This window comes from Variovorax sp. RCC_210 (genome assembly GCF_041355175.1).
Lineage (GTDB): Bacteria > Pseudomonadota > Gammaproteobacteria > Burkholderiales > Burkholderiaceae_C > Variovorax.
This window is the reverse complement of sequence record NZ_JBFUPJ010000018.1, coordinates 167,578-185,566: the sequence shown is the minus strand read 5'-3', so window position 1 is coordinate 185,566 and position 17,989 is coordinate 167,578. Positions and strand designations below refer to the sequence as shown.

Below are 17,989 nucleotides of genomic sequence, written 5' to 3'. Positions count from 1 at the left end.
ACTCGATACCGTGACCAGGAAGCGAGAAGTCCCTTTGCATTCATTTCGCTGCGGGAAGCACCCGACGCCCTGTTCACCTGGACGCGCTGTCGGTTCGCGGCGATCGGCGACCGCTGCGCACAACGATCACGACGGCGCGGTGCCCCTTTCCGAGAAATAAAGGAGGAGGCCGCAGGCCGGGGGACATTCGAGGAAAGGGGCACCGCGTCGGCGTGATCGCGCCCTGAACAGCAGCACCCTGAACAGCACACCTCGACAAACGAAGAACAAAACAACTCAATACCCCAGCTTCCGAGGCAACCACAACGCCAGCTCGGGGAAGACGATGACCAGCACCATCACCACGAACATCGAGAACAGCATCCATCCCACCCAGCGCACGGTTTCTTCCATGCGCACCTTCGCGATGCGGCAGGACACCATCAGGTTCACCGCGAGCGGTGGCGTGAACTGGCCCAGCGCCACCTTCAGCGTGAGGATCACGCCGAACCACACCGGGTCCCATTTGTAGTACTGCACGATGGGCAGCAGCAGGGGCACGAAGATCAGGAAGATCGACACGCCGTCCAGGAACATGCCCACCGTGATCAGCAGCAGGATGAGCAGCGACAGGATGCCGTACTCGCCCAGCCCCGAATTCACGATCGCGCGCGTCACCGGGTCGATCACGCCCAGCGTCGACAGCGAGTACGCGAAGATGCCCGCGAGCGACACCACCAGCAGGATCACCGCCGACAGCTCGCCCGACTCGCGCAAGATCACGAACAGGTCGCGCACCTTGATCGTCCGGTGAATGCACATGCCCACGAACAGCCCGTAGAACACCGCCACCACCGCCGCCTCGGTCGGCGTGAACCAGCCCGCGCGCATGCCCCCCAGAATCAGCACCGGCGCGGCCAGTCCCCAGGTCGCTTCGCGAAAGCTCTTCCAGAAAGGTGGGCGCGGCAGGGTCGATTCGAGCGCGCCCATCTTGTGTTTGCGGGCCAGCAGCACGGCCGGAATCATCAGCGCCAGGCCGGCCATCACGCCGGGAATCATGCCGGCCGCGAACAGCGCCGGCACCGAGGCGCCGGGCACCAGCACCGAGTACACGATAAACGCCACCGACGGCGGAATCAGGATGTCGGTGGCGGCTGCGGCGCCCACCACGCTGGCCGAGAAGGCGGCCGGGTAGCCGGCGCGCGACATGGCCGCGATCATCACCGCGCCCACGGCGGCCGCGTTGGCCGGGCCCGAGCCCGAGATGCCGCCGAGAAACATCGCCACCGCAATCGCCACCAGCGGCAGCATGCCCGGGCCGCGGCCCACGATGGCAATCGCGAAGTTGACCAGGCGCAGCGCCACGCCCGAGCGGTCGAAGATGGAGCCGACCAGCACGAACATCGGAATGGCCAGCAGCGGGTACTTGCCCAGCCCCGCGTAGAAGTTCTGCGGCACGGCCAGCAGGCCGAACCACTGGGCGTCGCCGTTGGCCAGCGCGATGCAGGCGGCGCCCGCCAGGCCCAGCGCGGCGCCGATGGGCACGCCCACCAGCATCATCAGCACGAAGGCGACGAAGAGCAGGGTGGCGATCACGAGGCGTCCCCCTTGTGCTTTGTCGGGGCGTCCGAGCCGTCGGTGCCGTAGTTGGTCTTGCGCCCGCGGCGCACCATGAGGCCCACCGCGCGCAGCGCGATCGCATAGGACACGATGGGCAGCCAGATGGAGTACCACCACGACGGCAGCCCGATGCCCGGCGTGGTTTCCTCGAAGCGATAGTCGTCCCACACCATGCGGATGCTGAGCGTGCCGATGAGGGTGAACAGGATGGCGATCATCAGCGCGCCGAACTGCGCGAGCCGCTTGCGCCGCGCCATGGAGCCGCTCTCCGAGAAGTACTCGATGCGAATGTGCCGGTCGCGCGCCACCGCGGCCGAGCCGGCCACCAGCGCCAGCATGATCATGAGGAACACCGAGAACTCTTCGGTCCATGCGAACGACGAATCGGTGAAGTAGCGCACCAGCACGTTGGCGAAGGTGATGAGCGCCAGCGCGCCCATGATGAGGACGGTGAGCCAGTCTTCGATGGCAAGGGGAACCTTGGTCGGTTCGTCGGCGGCTTCGATGTCGGGGGGAAGGGGGCTGGCGGCGTCCAGCGTGGGGCCGGACTCGGGTGGTGTGGTCATCGCAGAAGGTCAGTGAGGCAGGAAGCCATGTCACCGGGCGGACGCCGGGATGCGTTCCGTACACCTCGACAGGGGAAGCTGTCACCGATGCTAGGGGGTCGAAGACCACTGATGTATCGGGGGTTTCCTTAGCTGGCCGGGCTTTGCTGAGCGGCTTTCAGGGCGGGTGCACAGGCCGCCGGGTACTCCCCTCTGCGAATGGCTTAGGCACACGCTGTTAGATGCGTGCGTATCGGTCGAGCATCCATCCCGACTGCATCCCAATTCAGAACGCCTTGGACATGACATCGCATTCCAAAGGACCTGTTCCCCAGGCGGGCCGCGAAACTCGCAGCCCGCAGACCAGCCGCTAACCGCCGGTCTCAGGCGCCTTGTGTCGCGCCTTCTCGTTCAACTGAAACAGCTCCCCAGCCTTGCGGGCTAGGTCAGCCGCGAGCCAGAGCAGGTTGTCCAGTTGTCGAGGTCCGCCACCGTCGCACCAGTTGATCTCTTCGCCGTGGCAGACCCACAGGAGAGCTTCGAGTTGGGTGAGGGTGTTTTCGAGACGATCCGCCGGATGTTGGGTATCTTGGGCGTTGTCTTCGGAAGCTACCGGCGTGCGAGGCCGGGCTATAGTCTTGGTAGCCATTTTTGTGCGGTCCTTAGAGGTTGTTGCACGAACTTGGTTAGACGGTCGGGGTGCTGATAACGCCCCGGCCGTCGCCTTTTGATACCTCGCATTTGCATCGCTGCTTTCGCACCGACAACCTGCCGCGAGGCAAGCAGCCTTCAAACATTGGTGTGGGTGGGTGTGTTGCGCCTTTCTTCCCTTGGTGGAATATCGAGTGACAGGGACATCCACTTTAGAGAAAAGCTCGGCGCTGTAGCTGGCACATACCGCACGAAGTCTCGGCAATCGCCAACAAATGCAGCTTCCGCAATGCGCCGCGCGCGTGCCTCGTGGGCCGTGCGGTCTCAGTGCCCCGTCGGCCTGCGCGCGCCCCTAACCCACGGCGCAGGCAAACGGCAATGCGCCCGGCTACATCCAGCCGCGCGCGCGGTCCAGGTGCTCGCGGCACTCGCGCACCATGCGTTCGAGCAGCTCGGCACAGGTCGGAATGTCGTCGATCAGCCCGATGCACTGGCCTGCCGACACCACACCGTTCTGCACTTCGCCCGACGCCAGCGCGGCCTTGCCGCGGGCACCGGCCACCAGCGGGCGCACGTCCTCGAACGCGCAGCCGCCCTCGCGGTTCTCCATGGCCACCACCTCTTCGGAGATGGCGTTGCGGAACACGCGCGCGGTGTTGTGCAGGGTGCGAAACATCAGCTTCGTGTCGCGCTCGGTCGCGTCGACCAGCGCCTGCTTGATGTTGTGATGGATGGGGGCTTCCTGGGTGACGCAGAAGCGCGTGCCCATGTTGATGCCCTCGGCGCCCAGCGCCAGCGCGGCGGCCATGCCGCGGCCGTCGGCGATGCCGCCCGACGCGATGATCGGAATGCGCAGCTTGCGCGCCGCCACGGGCAGCAGCACCAGGCCGGGCACGTCGTCCTCGCCCGGATGGCCCGCGCACTCGAAGCCGTCCACCGACACCGCGTCCACGCCATTGCGTTCGGCCGACAGCGCATGGCGCACCGAGGTGCACTTGTGCACGATCTTCACGTCGTGGCGTTTCAGCGCCTCGATGAAGTCCTTCGGGCTGTTGCCCGCGGTCTCCACGATCTTCACGCCGCTGTCGATGATGGCCTGCACGTACTCGGCGTACGGCGGCGGCTTCACCGACGGCAGGATGGTGAGGTTCACGCCGAAAGGCTTGTCCGTCATCGTGCGCATGCGCGCGATTTCCTGGCGCAGGTCGTCGGGCGTGGGCTGCGTGAGCGCGGTGAGCACGCCGAGCCCGCCGGCGTTCGACACGGCCGAAGCCAGCTCCGCGCGGCCCACCCATTGCATGCCGCCCTGCACGATGGGGTAGCGAATGCCGAGCAGTTCGGTGATGCGGGTCTTCATGCGCGCGGCCTCTTACAGGGCCTTCACCAGCTCGGGCACAGCCACGAACAGGTCGGCGACGAGGCCGTAGTCGGCCACGCTGAAGATCGGTGCCTCTTCGTCCTTGTTGATCGCGACGATGACCTTCGAGTCCTTCATGCCGGCCAGATGCTGGATGGCGCCGGAGATGCCTGCGGCGATGTACAGCTGCGGCGCGACGATCTTGCCGGTCTGGCCGACTTGCCAGTCGTTCGGGGCGTAGCCCGCGTCCACTGCGGCGCGGCTGGCGCCCAGGCCCGCGTTGAGCTTGTCCGCGAGAGGCGCCATCACTTCGGTGAACTTCTCTGCGCTGCCGAGCGCGCGACCACCGGAGACGATGATCTTGGCGGCGGTGAGTTCGGGGCGTTCGCTCTTCGTGACTTCGCGGCTGACGAAGCTGCTCTTGCCGCTGTCTGCGACGCCTTCAGCGGTTTCGACGGTTGCACTGCCACCGGTGGAGGCTGCTGCGTCGAAGCCGGTCGTGCGAACGGTGATCACTTTGGTGGCATCGCTGCTTTGCACAGTGGCAATGGCGTTGCCGGCGTAGATCGGGCGCTCGAACGTATCCGGGCTGTCGACCTTCGTGATGTCGCTGATCTGGGCGACGTCGAGCTTGGCAGCCACGCGCGGGGCGACGTTCTTGCCGTTGGCAGTGGAGGGGAACAGGATGTGGCTGTAGTTCGCTGCAATCGCCAGCACCTGGGCTGCGACGTTCTCGGCGAGGTTCTCTGCCAGGCTGGGGCTGTCTGCTGCGATGACCTTGGTCACGCCGGCGATCTGTGCTGCTGCCTTGGCGGCTTCTGCAGCGTTCGCGCCTGCGACGAGAACGTGCACTTCGCCACCGCAAGCCAGTGCAGCGGTCACGGTGTTCAAGGTTGCCGGCTTGATGCTGGCGTGGTCGTGTTCGGCCACCACGAGGGACACTAGTGCGGTCATGTTCAGATCACCTTCGCTTCGTTCTTCAGTTTGTCCACCAGCGCTGCAACATCAGGCACCTTGATGCCGGCGCCGCGCTTCGGCGGTTCAGCAACCTTCAGCGTCTTCAGGCGCGGCTTCACGTCGACGCCCAGGTCTTCGGGCTTGAAGGTGTCCAGCTGCTTCTTCTTCGCCTTCATGATGTTCGGCAGCGTCACATAGCGCGGCTCGTTCAGGCGCAGGTCGGTCGTGATGACGGCCGGAAGCGTGAGCGTCAGCGTTTCCATGCCGCCGTCGACTTCGCGGGACACGGTGACCTTGTCAGCTGCGAGGTCGACCTTCGAGGCGAAGGTGGCTTGCGGCAGGTCGGCCAGCGCAGCCAGCATCTGGCCCGTCTGGTTCGCGTCGTCGTCGATGGCCTGCTTGCCGAGGATGATGAGCGAAGGCTGTTCCTTGTCGACCAGCGCCTTCAGCAGCTTGGCAACGGCCAGCGGCTGCAGCTCTTCGGTGGTCTCGACCAGGATGCCGCGGTCCGCGCCGATGGCCATCGCCGTGCGCAGCGTTTCCTGGCACTTCGCGTCACCGCAAGACACCGCGATCACCTCGGTGACCACGCCTTTTTCCTTCAGGCGAACCGCTTCTTCGACCGCGATCTCGTCGAACGGGTTCATGCTCATCTTCACGTTGGCAATGTCCACCCCGGTGCCGTCGCTCTTCACGCGCACCTTGACGTTGTAGTCGACGACCCGCTTCACGGGCACAAGAATCTTCATGGTTGTTCCTTCGAATGACGAATGAAAAAAGAAAGAGAGGGTTTATTCGAGCCGCGCGCCCGACTGCTTGATCAGGCGCTCCCACACCGGGCGCTCCGCCTTGTAGGCGGCGGCGAAGAGTTCGGGCGAGCTGTCTTTCAGCTCAAAGCCCATGGCCGCGACGCGCTGTTGCACGTCGGGCTGCTGCGTGGCCTTGCGCACCTCGTCGGCCAGCCGCGCGACGATGGGCTTGGGCGTGCTCGCGGGCACGGCGATGGCGAGCCAGCCGGTCACGCGGTAGGCCTCGTCCTTCATGCCTTGCTCGGCCAGCGTGGGCACGTTGGGCAGGGTGCCCATGCGGCGCTCGCCGGTCATGCCCACGGCGCGGATCTTTCCGGAATCGATGTGCGGCTTGGCCACCAGCGCGCTGGCATAGGCCATCTGGATCTGCCCGCCGATCAGGTCCTGCACCATCGGCGCCTCGCCCTTGTAGGCGACGTGGTTCATGTCCGACTGCGTGGCCAGGCTCATGTGCGCGCCGGCCAGGTGCGGGTAGGCGCCCACGCCGTAAGAGCCGTAGGCCAGCTTGGCCTTGTTGGCGGCGGCGTACTTCAGCAGCTCGGGCCCGGTCTTCACCGGCACGCTGGGGTGCACCACCAGCACCAGCGGCGCCATCGCGATCTGGTAGACCAGCGTGAGGTCGCGCTGCGAGTCGTAGGGCAGCTTGTCGTACAGGAACTCGTTGGTCAGCAGCGAGTTGCTCAGCGACAGCACCACCGTGTAGCCGTCGCCCGGCGCCTTGGCGACCGCGTCGGTGCCGATGATGCCGGCCGCGCCGGGCTTGTTGTCGATGATCACGGGCTGGCCCATGCCGGCGGCCATCTTCTGGCCGATGACGCGCGCGAGCACGTCCGTGGCACCGCCGGCGGCGAAGGGCACGACCATGCGGATGGGCTTGTTCGGATACGTGTTCTGCGCGTGCGCCGCAGGCACGGCAAGCACGCCGGCGAAGGCGGCGACAGAGGCGGTGGCGCACAGCAGGGTGCGTCGGTTCAAAGGGCGGAAGGTCATGGCTTGTCTCTGTCTCTCTCGGGTTCTCGGTTGCAAAAATCTTCTTATGGCGAGGCGATGCGGGTCTTGAAGGGCAGCGGCTCCAGCGCCTTCTGCAGCCGCTCCTGCAGCGCGGCGGCCTGCACGCCCGTGGCGTTCACGGCGGCCGCGTCGATGGCCACGCGAACCAGGCTCTCGCCTTCGGTCGTCACCACGGGCCGCGCGGCCTCGCCCACGCCCAGCGCGGCGCACACCTCGGCCACGGTCGCGGCCACCACTTGTCGCGCGGCCATGGCGCGCAGCTCGGGCTTGTAGATCTTTCCGACGTTGGTCATCGGCATGGCCTGGATCACCGACACCCACTTGGGCCGGGCCGGCGCTTCGTCCACGCGGCCGGCGGTGAAGGCCAGCAGCTCTTCCTCGGTCGCGGAGGCGCCGGGCACCAGCGTCGCGAAGATCACCGGCAGCTCGCCGGCGTACGCATCGGGCGCGCCCACGGCGGCGCACAGCTGCACGGCCGGGTGCGCGCCCAGCGCGTCCTCGATGGTCTTGGGGTCGATGTTGTGGCCGCTGCGGATGATCAGGTCCTTCGAGCGGCCCGTGAGGTTCAGCCGCTCCTGGCTGTCGATCCAGCCCAGGTCGCCGGTGGCGAGCCAGCCGTCGGCGGTGAAGGCCTTGGCGTTGTCGGCCGGGTCGACGAAGCCCGAGAACACGTTGGGCGACTTGAACAGCACCATGCCCTGCTCGCCGGGCGGCATGTCGCGGTCGCTGGCGTTGCCGTTCTCGTCGAGCGCCACCACGCGCATCTGCATGTACGGCAGCCGGAAGCCCACGCAGCCCGCGGGCCCGTCCACGCCCGGCGGCGTGATGGTCGAGATGCCGGCCATCTCCGTCATGCCCAGGCTCTCGTGCACGTGCAGGCCGAACAGCCGCTCGAAGCGCGCGGCCAGCTCGGGCGCGAGCACGGCGGCGCCGGTGCGGCAGTAGGTGATCGATGAAATGTCCGCGCCGTCCAGCGGCACGTTGGCCAGCGCGGCCAGCACGGTGGGCACGGCCGACAGCGAGGTCGGGCGGTACCTGGCCACCAGCTTCCAGTAGTTGGCCAGCACCTCCTTGTTGCGCAGCAGCGAGGGCGTGGGAATGATCACCTCCACGCCCGCCGACAGCGACGACAGCGACGCCGGCAGCACGCCCGCCACATGGAACAGCGGGTAGCCGTTGATGGAGATGCCGTTCTCGTTCATGCCCGCGACCTGCACGCTGGCCCAGGCCGTGAACACCTGCGCGCCGTGGCTGTGGCGCGCGAGCTTGGGCGCGCCCGTGGTCCCGCCGGTGTGGAAGTAGGCGGCGATGTCGGTGGGCGCGATGTCGCGCCCGCTCACCAGCCTGTCATCGGGTTGCGCGGCGCGCAGCACGTCGAACTCGGCCACGCCGTCGGGCAGCGCGCCGGCCGCGCCGGGCGCCTCGTCGTGCGGCGCCACGCGCAGCACGGTGGTCAGCGTGGGCACCTGGCCGCGCAGGCGCATCGCCTTCGACCACATGCCCGACTCGCTGTCCGAGCCGTAGGCGATCAGCACCTTCGCGCGCGCCGCGGTCATCAGCGCCACCAGCTTCTCGTCGGTGAGCAGCGGGTTCAGCGGCTGCACGATGCCGGCGGCCTCGCCGCCCCACAGCGCCAGGTGGTACTCGAGGCAGCCGGGCAGCAGCACCGCGACCGCGTCGTGGGGCCCCACGCCCAGCGTGTGCAGCATGTTGGCCGTCTGGTGCAGCCGCGCGAGCAAGTCGGCGTACGACCAGCGCAGCGGCTCGTCCGCCGGGTTGCCGGTGCGCAGGAAGGTCAGCGCCGTCTTGTCGCCGAAGGCATGGCCCGCGTTGCGGAAGATCTCGTAGGTGCTGCGCACCGTGAGCGCCTGTTCGAGCGGCGTCTCTTCGAGCTTGTGGATGTCCGCCAGGCTGCGGACGGGGAAGGCGGGGCGGAAGGGCGCGCCGACCGGGGTCTTGTAGTTGTTGTCGTGCTTGGGGTCTGTCATGTCTGTCTCCTTGAAAGGTGTCGCCCTGCCGGCCGCCCGGTTTTACTGGTTCGTGATGTGGTTGTCGCGAATGACCTTGCCCCAGCGCTCGAAGTCCTGCTTCATGCGCACGCCGGTCTGCTCGGGCGTGCGGTAGGCCGCGAAGGAGCCCACGCTTTCGAGCTTGTCCTGCACTTCCTTGTCGGCCAGCGCGTTCTTCAGCGCGGCGCTCATGCGGTCGACCACGTCCTTGGGCGTGCCCACCGGCGCCAGCAGGCCGCCCCACGAGGTGGCGTCGAAGCCGGGGAAGCCCTGCTCGGCCACGGTGGGAACGTCGGGCAGCAGGCTCACGCGCTTGGCCGAGCCCACTGCGATGGCGCGCACCTTGCCCGCGCGAATGTGCGGAATGACGGCCACCAGGTCGGAGAACATCGCCGGCACCTGGCCGCCGATGAGGTCGGTCACGGCCGGCGCGCTGCCGCGGTAGGGCACGTGCTGCATGTCGAACCTGCCGATGGTCTTCAGCTGCTCGGTGGTCAGGTGGCCGAAGCTGCCGGCGCCGGCGGTGGTGTAGTTGAGCTTGCCGCCCTCGGCCTTGGCCTTGGCGATCAGGCCCTGCAGGTTGGTCACTTCGGGCAGCGACTTGGGGTTGACCACCAGCACGATGGGCAGGTCGTACACCGAGCCCACGGGCGTGAAGTTCTTGAAGATGTCGTAGCCGCCGGTGGGGCCGTACAGGTGCGAGGCCAGCAGCGTGGGCGTGGCCAGCATCACGAAGGTGTAGCCGTCGGCCGGCGCGCGCGCCGCGGCCGCCGCGCCCACGGTCCCCGAGGCGCCGCTGCGGTTGTCGATGACGATGTTCTGCTTGAGCGCGAGCGACATCTTCTGCGCCACGATGCGCGAGGCCACGTCGGTCGGGCCGCCGGGCGGGAAGGGCACGATCAGCGTGATCGGCTTGCTGGGCCATGTTTGCGCGAAGGCGCTGCCGGCTGCGAGCGACAGGGCGGCGGGAAGGGCCAGGGCGACGAGTGCACGGCGAACGGGGCTGCGGAGGGAACGGAAAGCGAGGGAGGCCATGGACTTCTTCAACAGGGAAAACAGTAGACGGTGAGCAGGAACAGGAACGGGAACGGAAAACAGGGAAACGACGAGAGGGCGGGACGGCGATGCGGAGGCTGCAGGCGCGTGTTCGTCAGACCACGCCGCCGGCCTTCAGCGCCGCCAGCTTTTCGTCCGACAGCCCGAGCAGCGACTGGAGCACGTCGTGCGTGCCTTCGCCCAGCGTGGGCGGCGCGCTGCGCACCGGCAGGCGCTCGCCGTCGAAACGGTAGGGCGGCGCCAGCACGTCGACCGTGCCGGCCACCGGGTGCGATTGCTTCGTGACCAGGCCGGCGTCGGTGGCGCGCTTCGATTGCAGCGCCTCCAGCAGGCCCAGCACCTCGCCGCACGGAATGCCCGAGGCGGTGAGCTTTTCGAGCAGCTCGGCGCGCGGGCGCTTCGCCAGTTCGGCGTGCAACGCGGGCAGCAGCACGGCGCGGTTGGCCGAGCGCAGGATGTTGGTCTTGAAGCGCTCGTCGGCTGCCAGGTCGGGCCGCCCGATGACCTCGGTGCAGAAGCGCGCGAACTGCGCGTTGTTGCCCACGGTGATCACCAGCGGGCCGTCGGCCGCGTCGAACACGCCGTAGGGCACGATCGACGGGTGCGAGTTGCCGTAGCGCGGCGGGTCTTCGCCCATCAGCAGCGCTTCCAGGCCGTAGTAGGCGGTGATCATCAGGCCGCAGTCGAACAGCGCCATCTCCACGTGGCGGCCCTTGCCGGTCTTTTCGCGCTGGTACAGCGCGGCCAGCACGGCCTGCGCGGAGTACATGCCGGTGAACAGGTCGACCGCGGCCACGCCGAACTTCAGCGGCGGCTGGTTGGCTTCGCCGTTCAGCGCCATCAGGCCGGCTTCGCCCTGCACCACCAGGTCGTAGCCGGGGCGCGCGGCCTCGGGGCCGGTGCGGTCGTAGCCCGAAATCGAGCAGTACACCAGGCGCGGGTTTTCCTTGCTGAGCTGCTCGTAGCCCAGGCCCAGCTTGTCGATGCCGCCGAACTTGAAGTTCTGGATCACCACGTCGCACTGCCTGGCCAGGTCGCGCGCGAGCTGCTGGCCCTCGGGCGTCTGCAGGTCGAGCGTGACCGAGCGCTTGTTGCGGTTCACGCTGTTGAAGTAGGCGGTTTCGGTCTTGCCCACGCGCAGGCCCCAGTCGCGCGTGTCGTCGCCGCGGCCCGGGTGCTCGACCTTGATCACCTCGGCGCCCATGTCGGCGAGCACCATGCCGCACCAGGGGCCCGCCAGGATGCGGGACAGGTCGAGGACGCGCACGCCGGCGAGCGGCAGCGATGAATTCAATAGAGGCATGACGGGGACTTCGGAGAAACGAAAAAGCCCCGCACGGCGTGCGAGGCGGAATGCAGGGGCGGCAGGCTCGGCGTCAGGACGCGTCCTTTGCGTTGTTGTCGTGGCGCAGCGCGACGAAGTCGGCCTTGCGCTTGCCCAGGAACGCGCCGATGCCTTCGGCCGCTTCGGCGTCGCCCTGCGACTCGACCATGAACACGGCCTCGGCCGCGAGTTGCTCTTCTAGCGTGGCGTGGTGCGCCTGGCGGCACAGCGTCTTGATGCGCGTGGTGGCGCGCTGCGGGCCGGTCGCCACCTTGGCGGCCAGCGCAACGGCTTCCGCCAGCGCCGCGCCCTTGTCGGTCAGGCGGTTGACCGCGCCCAGCTGGTTCAGCCGCTCGGCCGTCATGCGGTCGCCGGTGAGGCACAGCTCGGTCAGCACCTGGCGCGAGACGAACTCGGCCAGGAAGGCGGTGGCGCCGCCGTCGGGCGTGAGGCCGACCTTGATGTACGCCACCGTGTAGAACGCGTCGCGCGCCGACACCAGCATGTCGCAGGCCAGCGCCATCGACAGGCCCGCGCCGGCCGCGCCGCCCTCGACCGCCGCGATCACGGGCTTGGCGCAATCGCGCAGCGCGCGAATCAGGTTGTTCAGGCCTTCGAGAATCTGGCGGCGTTCCGCCATCGGAAGCTCGCGGCGCTTGGCCAGCAGGTTCAGGTCGCCGCCGGAGCAGAAGAAGTCGCCCGCGCCGGTGAACACGATGGCGCCGACCTCGGGGTCTTGCTCGGCGTCGGCCAGCGCTGCCGAGAGTTCGGCGTACAGCGTCGGCGTGATCGCGTTGCGCGCGCCGGGGTTGCTGTTGGTCAGGATGCGCACGGCGCCCTGCTGCGAGACGAGCACGGTCTTGTTCGTCGTGTCCGTCATGCCGCGAGCTCCTTGCCGAGCTGGACGTAGCGCTGCAGGTGGTGGTCTTCGTCGCCCAGCTGGTGGTCGATCATGACCAGGCGCTTGGCGTAGTGGGGCAGGGGCAGCTCCCACGTCATGCCGATGCCGCCGTGCATCTGGATGCTTTCTTCCGCCACCAGCGCGCCGATGCGCCCGATGCTGAACTTGGCCGCCGACAGCGCGCGCTCGCGCGTCACGCGGTCGCCGGTGTCGATGGCCGCCGCGGCGTTGATGACGGCGGAGCGCGCCTGTTCGATCTCGAGCAGCAGGTCGGCCATGCGGTGCTGCAGGGCCTGGAAGCTGCCGATGAGAATGCCGAACTGCTTGCGCGTGCGCAGGTACTCCAGCGTGGCAGTCTTGGCGGCTTCCATGGCGCCCAGCGCTTCGGCGCACAGCGCGAGCACACCGCGGCCGATGGCGCGTTCCAGCGTGGCGTGGCCCTGGCCTTCGGCGCCCAGCAGCGCGTCGGCGCCCAGCGTCACGCCGTCGAACGACAGCTCGGCCACGCGGCCACCGTCGATCGACGGGCAGCCGCGCACCGTGAGGCCCGCCGTCTTCGCGGGCACCAGGAACAGCGAGATGCCGGCCTCGTCGTTCACGTTGCTCACGTTGCCCGCCGTGCGTGCGGACACCAGGAACAGGTCGGCCTGCTCGCCCTGCGGCACCACGGCCTTGGCGCCATGCAGCACCCACGCGTCGCCGCTGCGCTCGGCCTTCGTCTGCACGCGCGTGCGCTCGTAGTGCGTGTCGGCTTCGTCGTGCGCGAAGGCCACCACGGCCACGCCGTTGATGATGTCGCCGAGCTTTTCCTTCTGTGCCTCGGTGCCGGCCACGCTGAGCGCCTCGCCGACCATCACCGCGCCCAGCAGCGGCTCGACGACCAGGCCGCGGCCCAGTGCCTCGAAGACCACGGCAATGTCGAAGCCGCCGCCGCCGAAGCCGCCGTCGGCCTCGCTGAACAGCGCGCCGATCACGCCCAGTTCGGCGAACTGCCGGAAGATGTCCTTGCTGAACCCGTGCGCCGACTTCGCGATGCGGTCGCGCGCATCGAAGGCGTACTGCTCCGAGATGAAGCGGTTCAGGCTGTCGGCGAGCATGCGCCGGTCTTCGGTGTGTTCGAAGTTCACTGCGTGTCTCCTTACAGGCCCAGGATCATCTTGGAGATGATGTTCTTCTGGATTTCATTGGAGCCGCCGAAGATCGACAGCTTGCGGTTGTTGAAGTAGCGCGAGGCGGCGGCCGATGCGTAGTCGGGGCCGAAGGTCTCGCCGGTGTAGCCGTCCTTCAGCGCCTCGGCCACGAACGGGCGGCCGTACACGCCCATGGCGCGGCGCGCGAGCGACGAGATTTCCTGGCGGATCTCGGTGCCGCGAATCTTCAGCATCGAGCTCTCCGCGCCCGGCACGCCGCCGCCGGCCACCGCCGCGATCACGCGCAGGTTGGTGGTCTTCATGTTCTCCAGGTCGATCTCCACGCGCGCCAGGCGCGCCGCGAAGGCCGGGTCTTCGGCCAGCGGCTTGCCGTTCTTGGTCTGCGACGCGGCAATGCCCTTGAGCTGCTCGAGCGCGGCCACCGAGAAGCCCACGCCCGCGATGTTGGTGCGCTCGTAGGTCAGCAGGTACTTGGCGCAGGTCCAGCCCTTGTTCTCTTCGCCCACCAGGTTCTCGGCCGGCACGCGCACGTCGGAGAAGAACACCTCGTTCACTTCGTGCTCGCCGTCGAGCGTGATGATCGGGCGCACTTCCACGCCGGGCGAGGTCATGTCGATCAGCAGGAAGCTGATGCCTTCCTGCTTCTTCGCCTCGCGGTTGGTGCGCACCAGGCAGAAGATCATGTTGGCGTGCTGGCCCAGCGTGGTCCAGGTCTTCTGGCCGTTCACGATGTAGTGGTCGCCCTGCGCGTCGATGCCGCGCACGGCCGACGTCTTCACCGCCGCCAGGTCGGAGCCCGCGCCGGGTTCGGAGTAGCCCTGGCACCACCAGTCGGCGCCGTTCAGGATGCGTGGCAGCCAATGCTGCTTCTGCGCCTCGTTGCCGTACTTGATGAGCACCGGGCCGAGCATGTTCACGCCGAAGGGAACGATGCGCGGCGCGAAGGCCAGTGCGCACTCGTGTTCGAAGATGAACTTCTCCACCGCCGTCCAGCCCGGCCCGCCGTACTGCTCGGGCCAGTGGTTGGCCAGCCAGCCGCGCTCGTTCAGCGTGGCGTGCCACTCTTGCATGTCGGCCTTTTCCAGGATCTTGCCGCCGCGCACTTTCTCGGAAAGGCGCACCGGCAGCTTCGCCGCCAGGAAGGCGCGCACTTCGCCGCGGAAGGCTTCTTCTTCGGGTGTGAAGTTCAGGTCCATCGCGAACTCCTCAATAGATTTCGAACAGGCCCGCGGCACCCATGCCGCCGGCGATGCACATGGTGACCACGGCGTACTTGGCGCCGCGGCGCTTGCCTTCGATGAGCACGTGGCCCGTGAGGCGCGCGCCGGTCATGCCGAAGGGGTGGCCGATGGAGATCGCGCCGCCGTTCACGTTCAGGCGCTCCGACGGAATGCCCAGCTTGTCCTGGCAGTAGATCGACTGCGAGGCGAAGGCCTCGTTGAGCTCCCACAGGTCGATGTCGTCGACCGTGAGGCCGTGGCGCGCCAGCAGCTTGGGCACCGCGAACACCGGGCCGATGCCCATCTCGTCGGGCTCGCAGCCGGCCACGGCCAGGCCCCGGAACACGCCCAGCGGTTGCAGGTTGGCGCGCTCGGCGTCCTTGGCTTCCATCAGCACGCAGGCCGAGGCGCCGTCGGACAGCTGCGAGGCGTTGCCGGCGGTGACGAACTTGTCTTCGCCCATCACCGGCTTGAGCTTGGAGAGCGCCTCGTAGGTGGTGCCGCGGCGGTTGCAGTTGTCTTCGGTGGCGGTGACTTCGCGGTGGGTGACTTCCTTCGTCTCCTTGTCGGTCACGGCCATGGTGGTGGTGCAGGCGACGATCTCGTCCTTGTAGCGCCCGGCGAGCTGCGCCTCTTCGGTCTTGCGCTGGCTCTCGGCCGAGAAGCGGTCCTGCGCCTCGCGGCTGATGTTGTAGCGCTTGGCGACGATGTCGGCCGTCTCGATCATGGCCATGTACAGCGCGGGTTTGTGCTCGACGATCCACGGGTCCATGCCGTTGTCGCCGGCGTCTGTCGCGCTGCGGCTGCGGATCTGCGAGATGCTTTCCACGCCGCCCGCGATCATGGCCGGGGCGCCCTCGGCCACGATGCGGCCCGCTGCCATGGCGATGGCCTGCAGGCCCGAGGCGCAGAAGCGGTTCACCGTGGTGCCGGCGATGCTGATCGGCAGGCCCGCGCGGATGATGCTCTGGCGCGCGATGTTGCGGCCGGTGGTGCCTTCGGGGTAGCCGCAGCCGAGGATGGCGTCCTCGATGAGCGCGGGGTCCAGGCCCGAGCGCTCGACCGCCGCTTTCACGGCGAAGGCCGCCAGCGTGGCGCCGGAGGTGATGTTGAATTCGCCGCGGTGCGCCTTGGTCAGCGGGGTGCGGGCGGTGGAAACGATGACGGCTTCACGCATGAGGGATCTCCTTGGTCAGTTGAGGACAGGGCAAGAACTGCTGCGCAGTGTCCTGGTCTGTCCGGCGAGGTTTCAGTCTTGGTTCAGGCTCGAAAAGTCTGCGCCGCGCTCGACCAGCTCGACCAGCAGCGGCGACGGCTTCCAGAAGATCGGGTCTTGCTTCGCGAACTCGCGGATGTCGGCCAGCACCTTCGGCAGGCCCACGGTGTCGGCGTATTTCATCGGGCCGCCGCGGTGGCGCGGGAAGCCGTAGCCGTACAGGAAGGTCACGTCCACGTCGAGCGGGCGCAATGCAATGCGCTGCAGCACCACGTTGGCGCCTTCGTTGACCATGGCGGCCATGTAGCGGCGCATGATTTCTTCTTCGGTGAACTGGCGCGGCACGATGCCCGCGCGTGCGCGCTCGGCGTCGATGATGGCCAGCACCTCGGGGTCGGGCTGGCCGGCGCGGGCGCCTTCGGGGTACAGGTAGTAGCCGCGCTGGGTCTTCTGGCCGAACCAGCCGCGCTCGCAGATGCGGTCGGCAATCTGCACGTAGCGCGCCTGCGGGTCGCGCGTGGCGGCCTTGCGCTTGCGCGTGGCCCAGCCGATGTCGCCGCCGGCCAGGTCCGACACCTGGAACGGGCCCATGGGGTAGCCGAAGTTGCGCACCGCCGCGTCGATGTCGTACGGCGAGGCGCCGTCTTCCATCATGTGGTCGGCCGCCTGGCGGTACACGGCCAGGATGCGGTTGCCGATGAAGCCGTCGCACACGCCGGCGCGCACCGGCACCTTCCTGAGCTTCTTCGCGAGGTCGAAGCCGGTGGCCACCACGTCGGCGCTCACCTTGGCGGGCACCACGATCTCGAGCAGCTTCATGATGTTGGCCGGCGAGAAGAAGTGCAGGCCCACCACGTCCTGCGGGCGCGAGATGCTGGCCGCGATCTCGTCGATGTCCAGGTACGAGGTGTTGGTGGCCAGCACGGCGCCCTGCTTGCACACGCGGTCGAGCTCGGCGAACACGGCCTTCTTCACGGCCATGTCCTCGAACACCGCTTCGACCACGATGTCGGCGTTGGCCAGGGCGTCGTAGTGCGTGGAGCCATTGAAGCGCGCCATCACCGCGGCCTTGGCCTCTTCGGTGAGGCGGCCCTTCTTGATGAGGCCGTCGTACACCTTCTCGACGTTGGCGCGGCCGCGCGCGAGCTGGGTGTCGTCGCGCTCGATCATGGTCACGGGCATGCCCGCGTCCAGCATGGCCACGGCAATGCCGGCGCCCATGGTGCCGCCGCCGACGATGCCGGCCGACGCGAGCGGGCGCGGGCTGGCCGACCTGGTCTCGGGCGCCTTCAGCACCTCGCGCTCGGCGAAGAAGGCGTGGATCAGGCCGGCGCGCTGCGGGCTGTCGATGCACTGCAGGAACAGCTTGCGCTCCAGCGCCATGCCTTCGTCGAAGGGCAGCGAGAGCGCGCCTTCGACCGCTTCGATGATCTTCATCGGCGAGAACAGGCCGCGGCTCTTCCTGGCGGTGTCGGCGCGCGCGGCCTCCAGGACGGCGCGACTGGCTTCGGTGTCGGCCAGGCCGGCGGCTTCGCGCGTGCGGCGCACCGGGGCGTTGGCCGCAACCAACTCCTGCGCGTAGGCGAGGCCTTCGGCGCGCGCGTCGGCGTCGGTGGCCAGGCGGTCGACGAGGCCCAGCGACAGCGCTTCCTTCGCGCCCGCGTGGCGGCCGCTCAGCATCAGTTCCAGCGCGGGCTTCACGCCGATCAGGCGCGGTGCGCGCTGCGTGCCGCCCGAGCCGGGCAGCAGGCCCAGCGCCACTTCGGGCAGGCCCAGCTTGGCGGTGGGCGAGGCCAGGCGGTAGTGGGCCGACAGCGCCACTTCGAGCCCGCCGCCGAGCGCGGCGCCGTGGATGGCGGCGACCACCGGCTTGGTGCAGTTCTCGATCTTCAGGCAGGCCTCGGGCAGCGAGGGCGCCTGCGGCGGCTTGCCGAACTCGCGGATGTCCGCGCCAGCGATGAAGTTGCGGCCCGCGCCGACGATCAGCACCGCCTTGGCGGCGCTGTCGGCTTCGGCCGCGTCGATGGCGGCCACCAGGCCGCGGCGCACGTCCACGCCCAGGGCGTTGACGGGCGGGTTGTCGATGGTCACCACGAACACGTCGCCATGACGCTCGAAGGTGACGGGACCGGAAGACGTGGAAGGGCTTGGGTTTGGTGTGGCCATGTGCTTGTCTCTTGCGT

At 68.2% G+C, this 17,989-nt stretch carries 15 protein-coding genes; all 15 read right to left on the bottom strand.

Going from position 1 to position 17,989, the window contains the following annotated elements; genetic code table 11:
- Positions 1 to 276 precede the first annotated feature (276 nt).
- The 15 genes from AB6807_RS34660 to AB6807_RS34590 all read right to left on the bottom strand — a co-directional run bounded on the left by AB6807_RS34660 (position 277) and on the right by AB6807_RS34590 (position 17,972).
- Entirely contained in the window at positions 277 to 1,575 is a 1,299-nt protein-coding gene (locus AB6807_RS34660; RefSeq protein WP_286516920.1) for a TRAP transporter large permease, read from the bottom strand.
- Positions 1,572 to 2,165, bottom strand: coding sequence for a TRAP transporter small permease (locus AB6807_RS34655; RefSeq protein ID WP_286516919.1), 594 nt, complete (start codon positions 2,163 to 2,165; stop codon positions 1,572 to 1,574). Before AB6807_RS34655 ends, AB6807_RS34660 begins: the two co-directional genes overlap by 4 nt.
- A 349-nt stretch (positions 2,166 to 2,514) precedes the next feature.
- A complete protein-coding gene (locus tag AB6807_RS34650) occupies positions 2,515 to 2,793 on the bottom strand; it encodes a hypothetical protein (RefSeq protein ID WP_371088094.1) in 279 nt (92 codons plus the stop codon).
- A gap of 390 nt (positions 2,794 to 3,183) precedes the next feature.
- Complete coding sequence (locus tag AB6807_RS34645) at positions 3,184 to 4,152, bottom strand: NAD(P)H-dependent flavin oxidoreductase (RefSeq protein ID WP_371088093.1); 969 nt, start codon at positions 4,150 to 4,152, stop codon at positions 3,184 to 3,186.
- Between the two features lie 12 nt (positions 4,153 to 4,164).
- A complete protein-coding gene (locus tag AB6807_RS34640; protein WP_371088092.1) occupies positions 4,165 to 5,106 on the bottom strand; it encodes an electron transfer flavoprotein subunit alpha/FixB family protein in 942 nt (313 codons plus the stop codon).
- Positions 5,107 to 5,108: 2 nt separating this feature from the next.
- Positions 5,109 to 5,858, bottom strand: a complete 750-nt coding sequence (locus AB6807_RS34635) for an electron transfer flavoprotein subunit beta/FixA family protein (protein ID WP_371088091.1) — start codon at positions 5,856 to 5,858, stop codon at positions 5,109 to 5,111.
- Between the two features lie 42 nt (positions 5,859 to 5,900).
- A complete protein-coding gene (locus AB6807_RS34630) occupies positions 5,901 to 6,908 on the bottom strand; it encodes a Bug family tripartite tricarboxylate transporter substrate binding protein (protein ID WP_371088090.1) in 1,008 nt (335 codons plus the stop codon).
- A gap of 44 nt (positions 6,909 to 6,952) precedes the next feature.
- Positions 6,953 to 8,917, bottom strand: coding sequence for an acyl-CoA synthetase (locus tag AB6807_RS34625; RefSeq protein WP_371088089.1), 1,965 nt, complete (start codon positions 8,915 to 8,917; stop codon positions 6,953 to 6,955).
- Positions 8,918 to 8,959: 42 nt separating this feature from the next.
- On the bottom strand, positions 8,960 to 9,973 hold the full coding sequence (locus AB6807_RS34620; protein ID WP_371088088.1) for a Bug family tripartite tricarboxylate transporter substrate binding protein: 1,014 nt from the start codon (positions 9,971 to 9,973) through the stop codon (positions 8,960 to 8,962).
- 115 nt (positions 9,974 to 10,088) lie between these two features.
- Complete coding sequence (locus AB6807_RS34615) at positions 10,089 to 11,297, bottom strand: CaiB/BaiF CoA-transferase family protein (RefSeq protein WP_286516914.1); 1,209 nt, start codon at positions 11,295 to 11,297, stop codon at positions 10,089 to 10,091.
- A gap of 73 nt (positions 11,298 to 11,370) precedes the next feature.
- A complete protein-coding gene (locus tag AB6807_RS34610) occupies positions 11,371 to 12,198 on the bottom strand; it encodes an oxepin-CoA hydrolase, alternative type (RefSeq protein ID WP_371088087.1) in 828 nt (275 codons plus the stop codon).
- Complete coding sequence (locus AB6807_RS34605; RefSeq protein WP_371088086.1) at positions 12,195 to 13,346, bottom strand: acyl-CoA dehydrogenase family protein; 1,152 nt, start codon at positions 13,344 to 13,346, stop codon at positions 12,195 to 12,197. Before AB6807_RS34605 ends, AB6807_RS34610 begins: the two co-directional genes overlap by 4 nt.
- Before the next feature lie 11 nt (positions 13,347 to 13,357).
- A complete protein-coding gene (locus AB6807_RS34600; RefSeq protein ID WP_371088085.1) occupies positions 13,358 to 14,566 on the bottom strand; it encodes an acyl-CoA dehydrogenase family protein in 1,209 nt (402 codons plus the stop codon).
- A gap of 10 nt (positions 14,567 to 14,576) precedes the next feature.
- Complete coding sequence (locus tag AB6807_RS34595) at positions 14,577 to 15,767, bottom strand: acetyl-CoA C-acyltransferase (protein WP_371088084.1); 1,191 nt, start codon at positions 15,765 to 15,767, stop codon at positions 14,577 to 14,579.
- Positions 15,768 to 15,839: 72 nt separating this feature from the next.
- Positions 15,840 to 17,972 carry a 3-hydroxyacyl-CoA dehydrogenase NAD-binding domain-containing protein gene (locus AB6807_RS34590; RefSeq protein WP_371088083.1) on the bottom strand — a complete coding sequence of 711 codons (2,133 nt, stop codon included), beginning with the start codon at positions 17,970 to 17,972 and terminating at the stop codon, positions 15,840 to 15,842.
- Positions 17,973 to 17,989 lie beyond the last annotated feature (17 nt).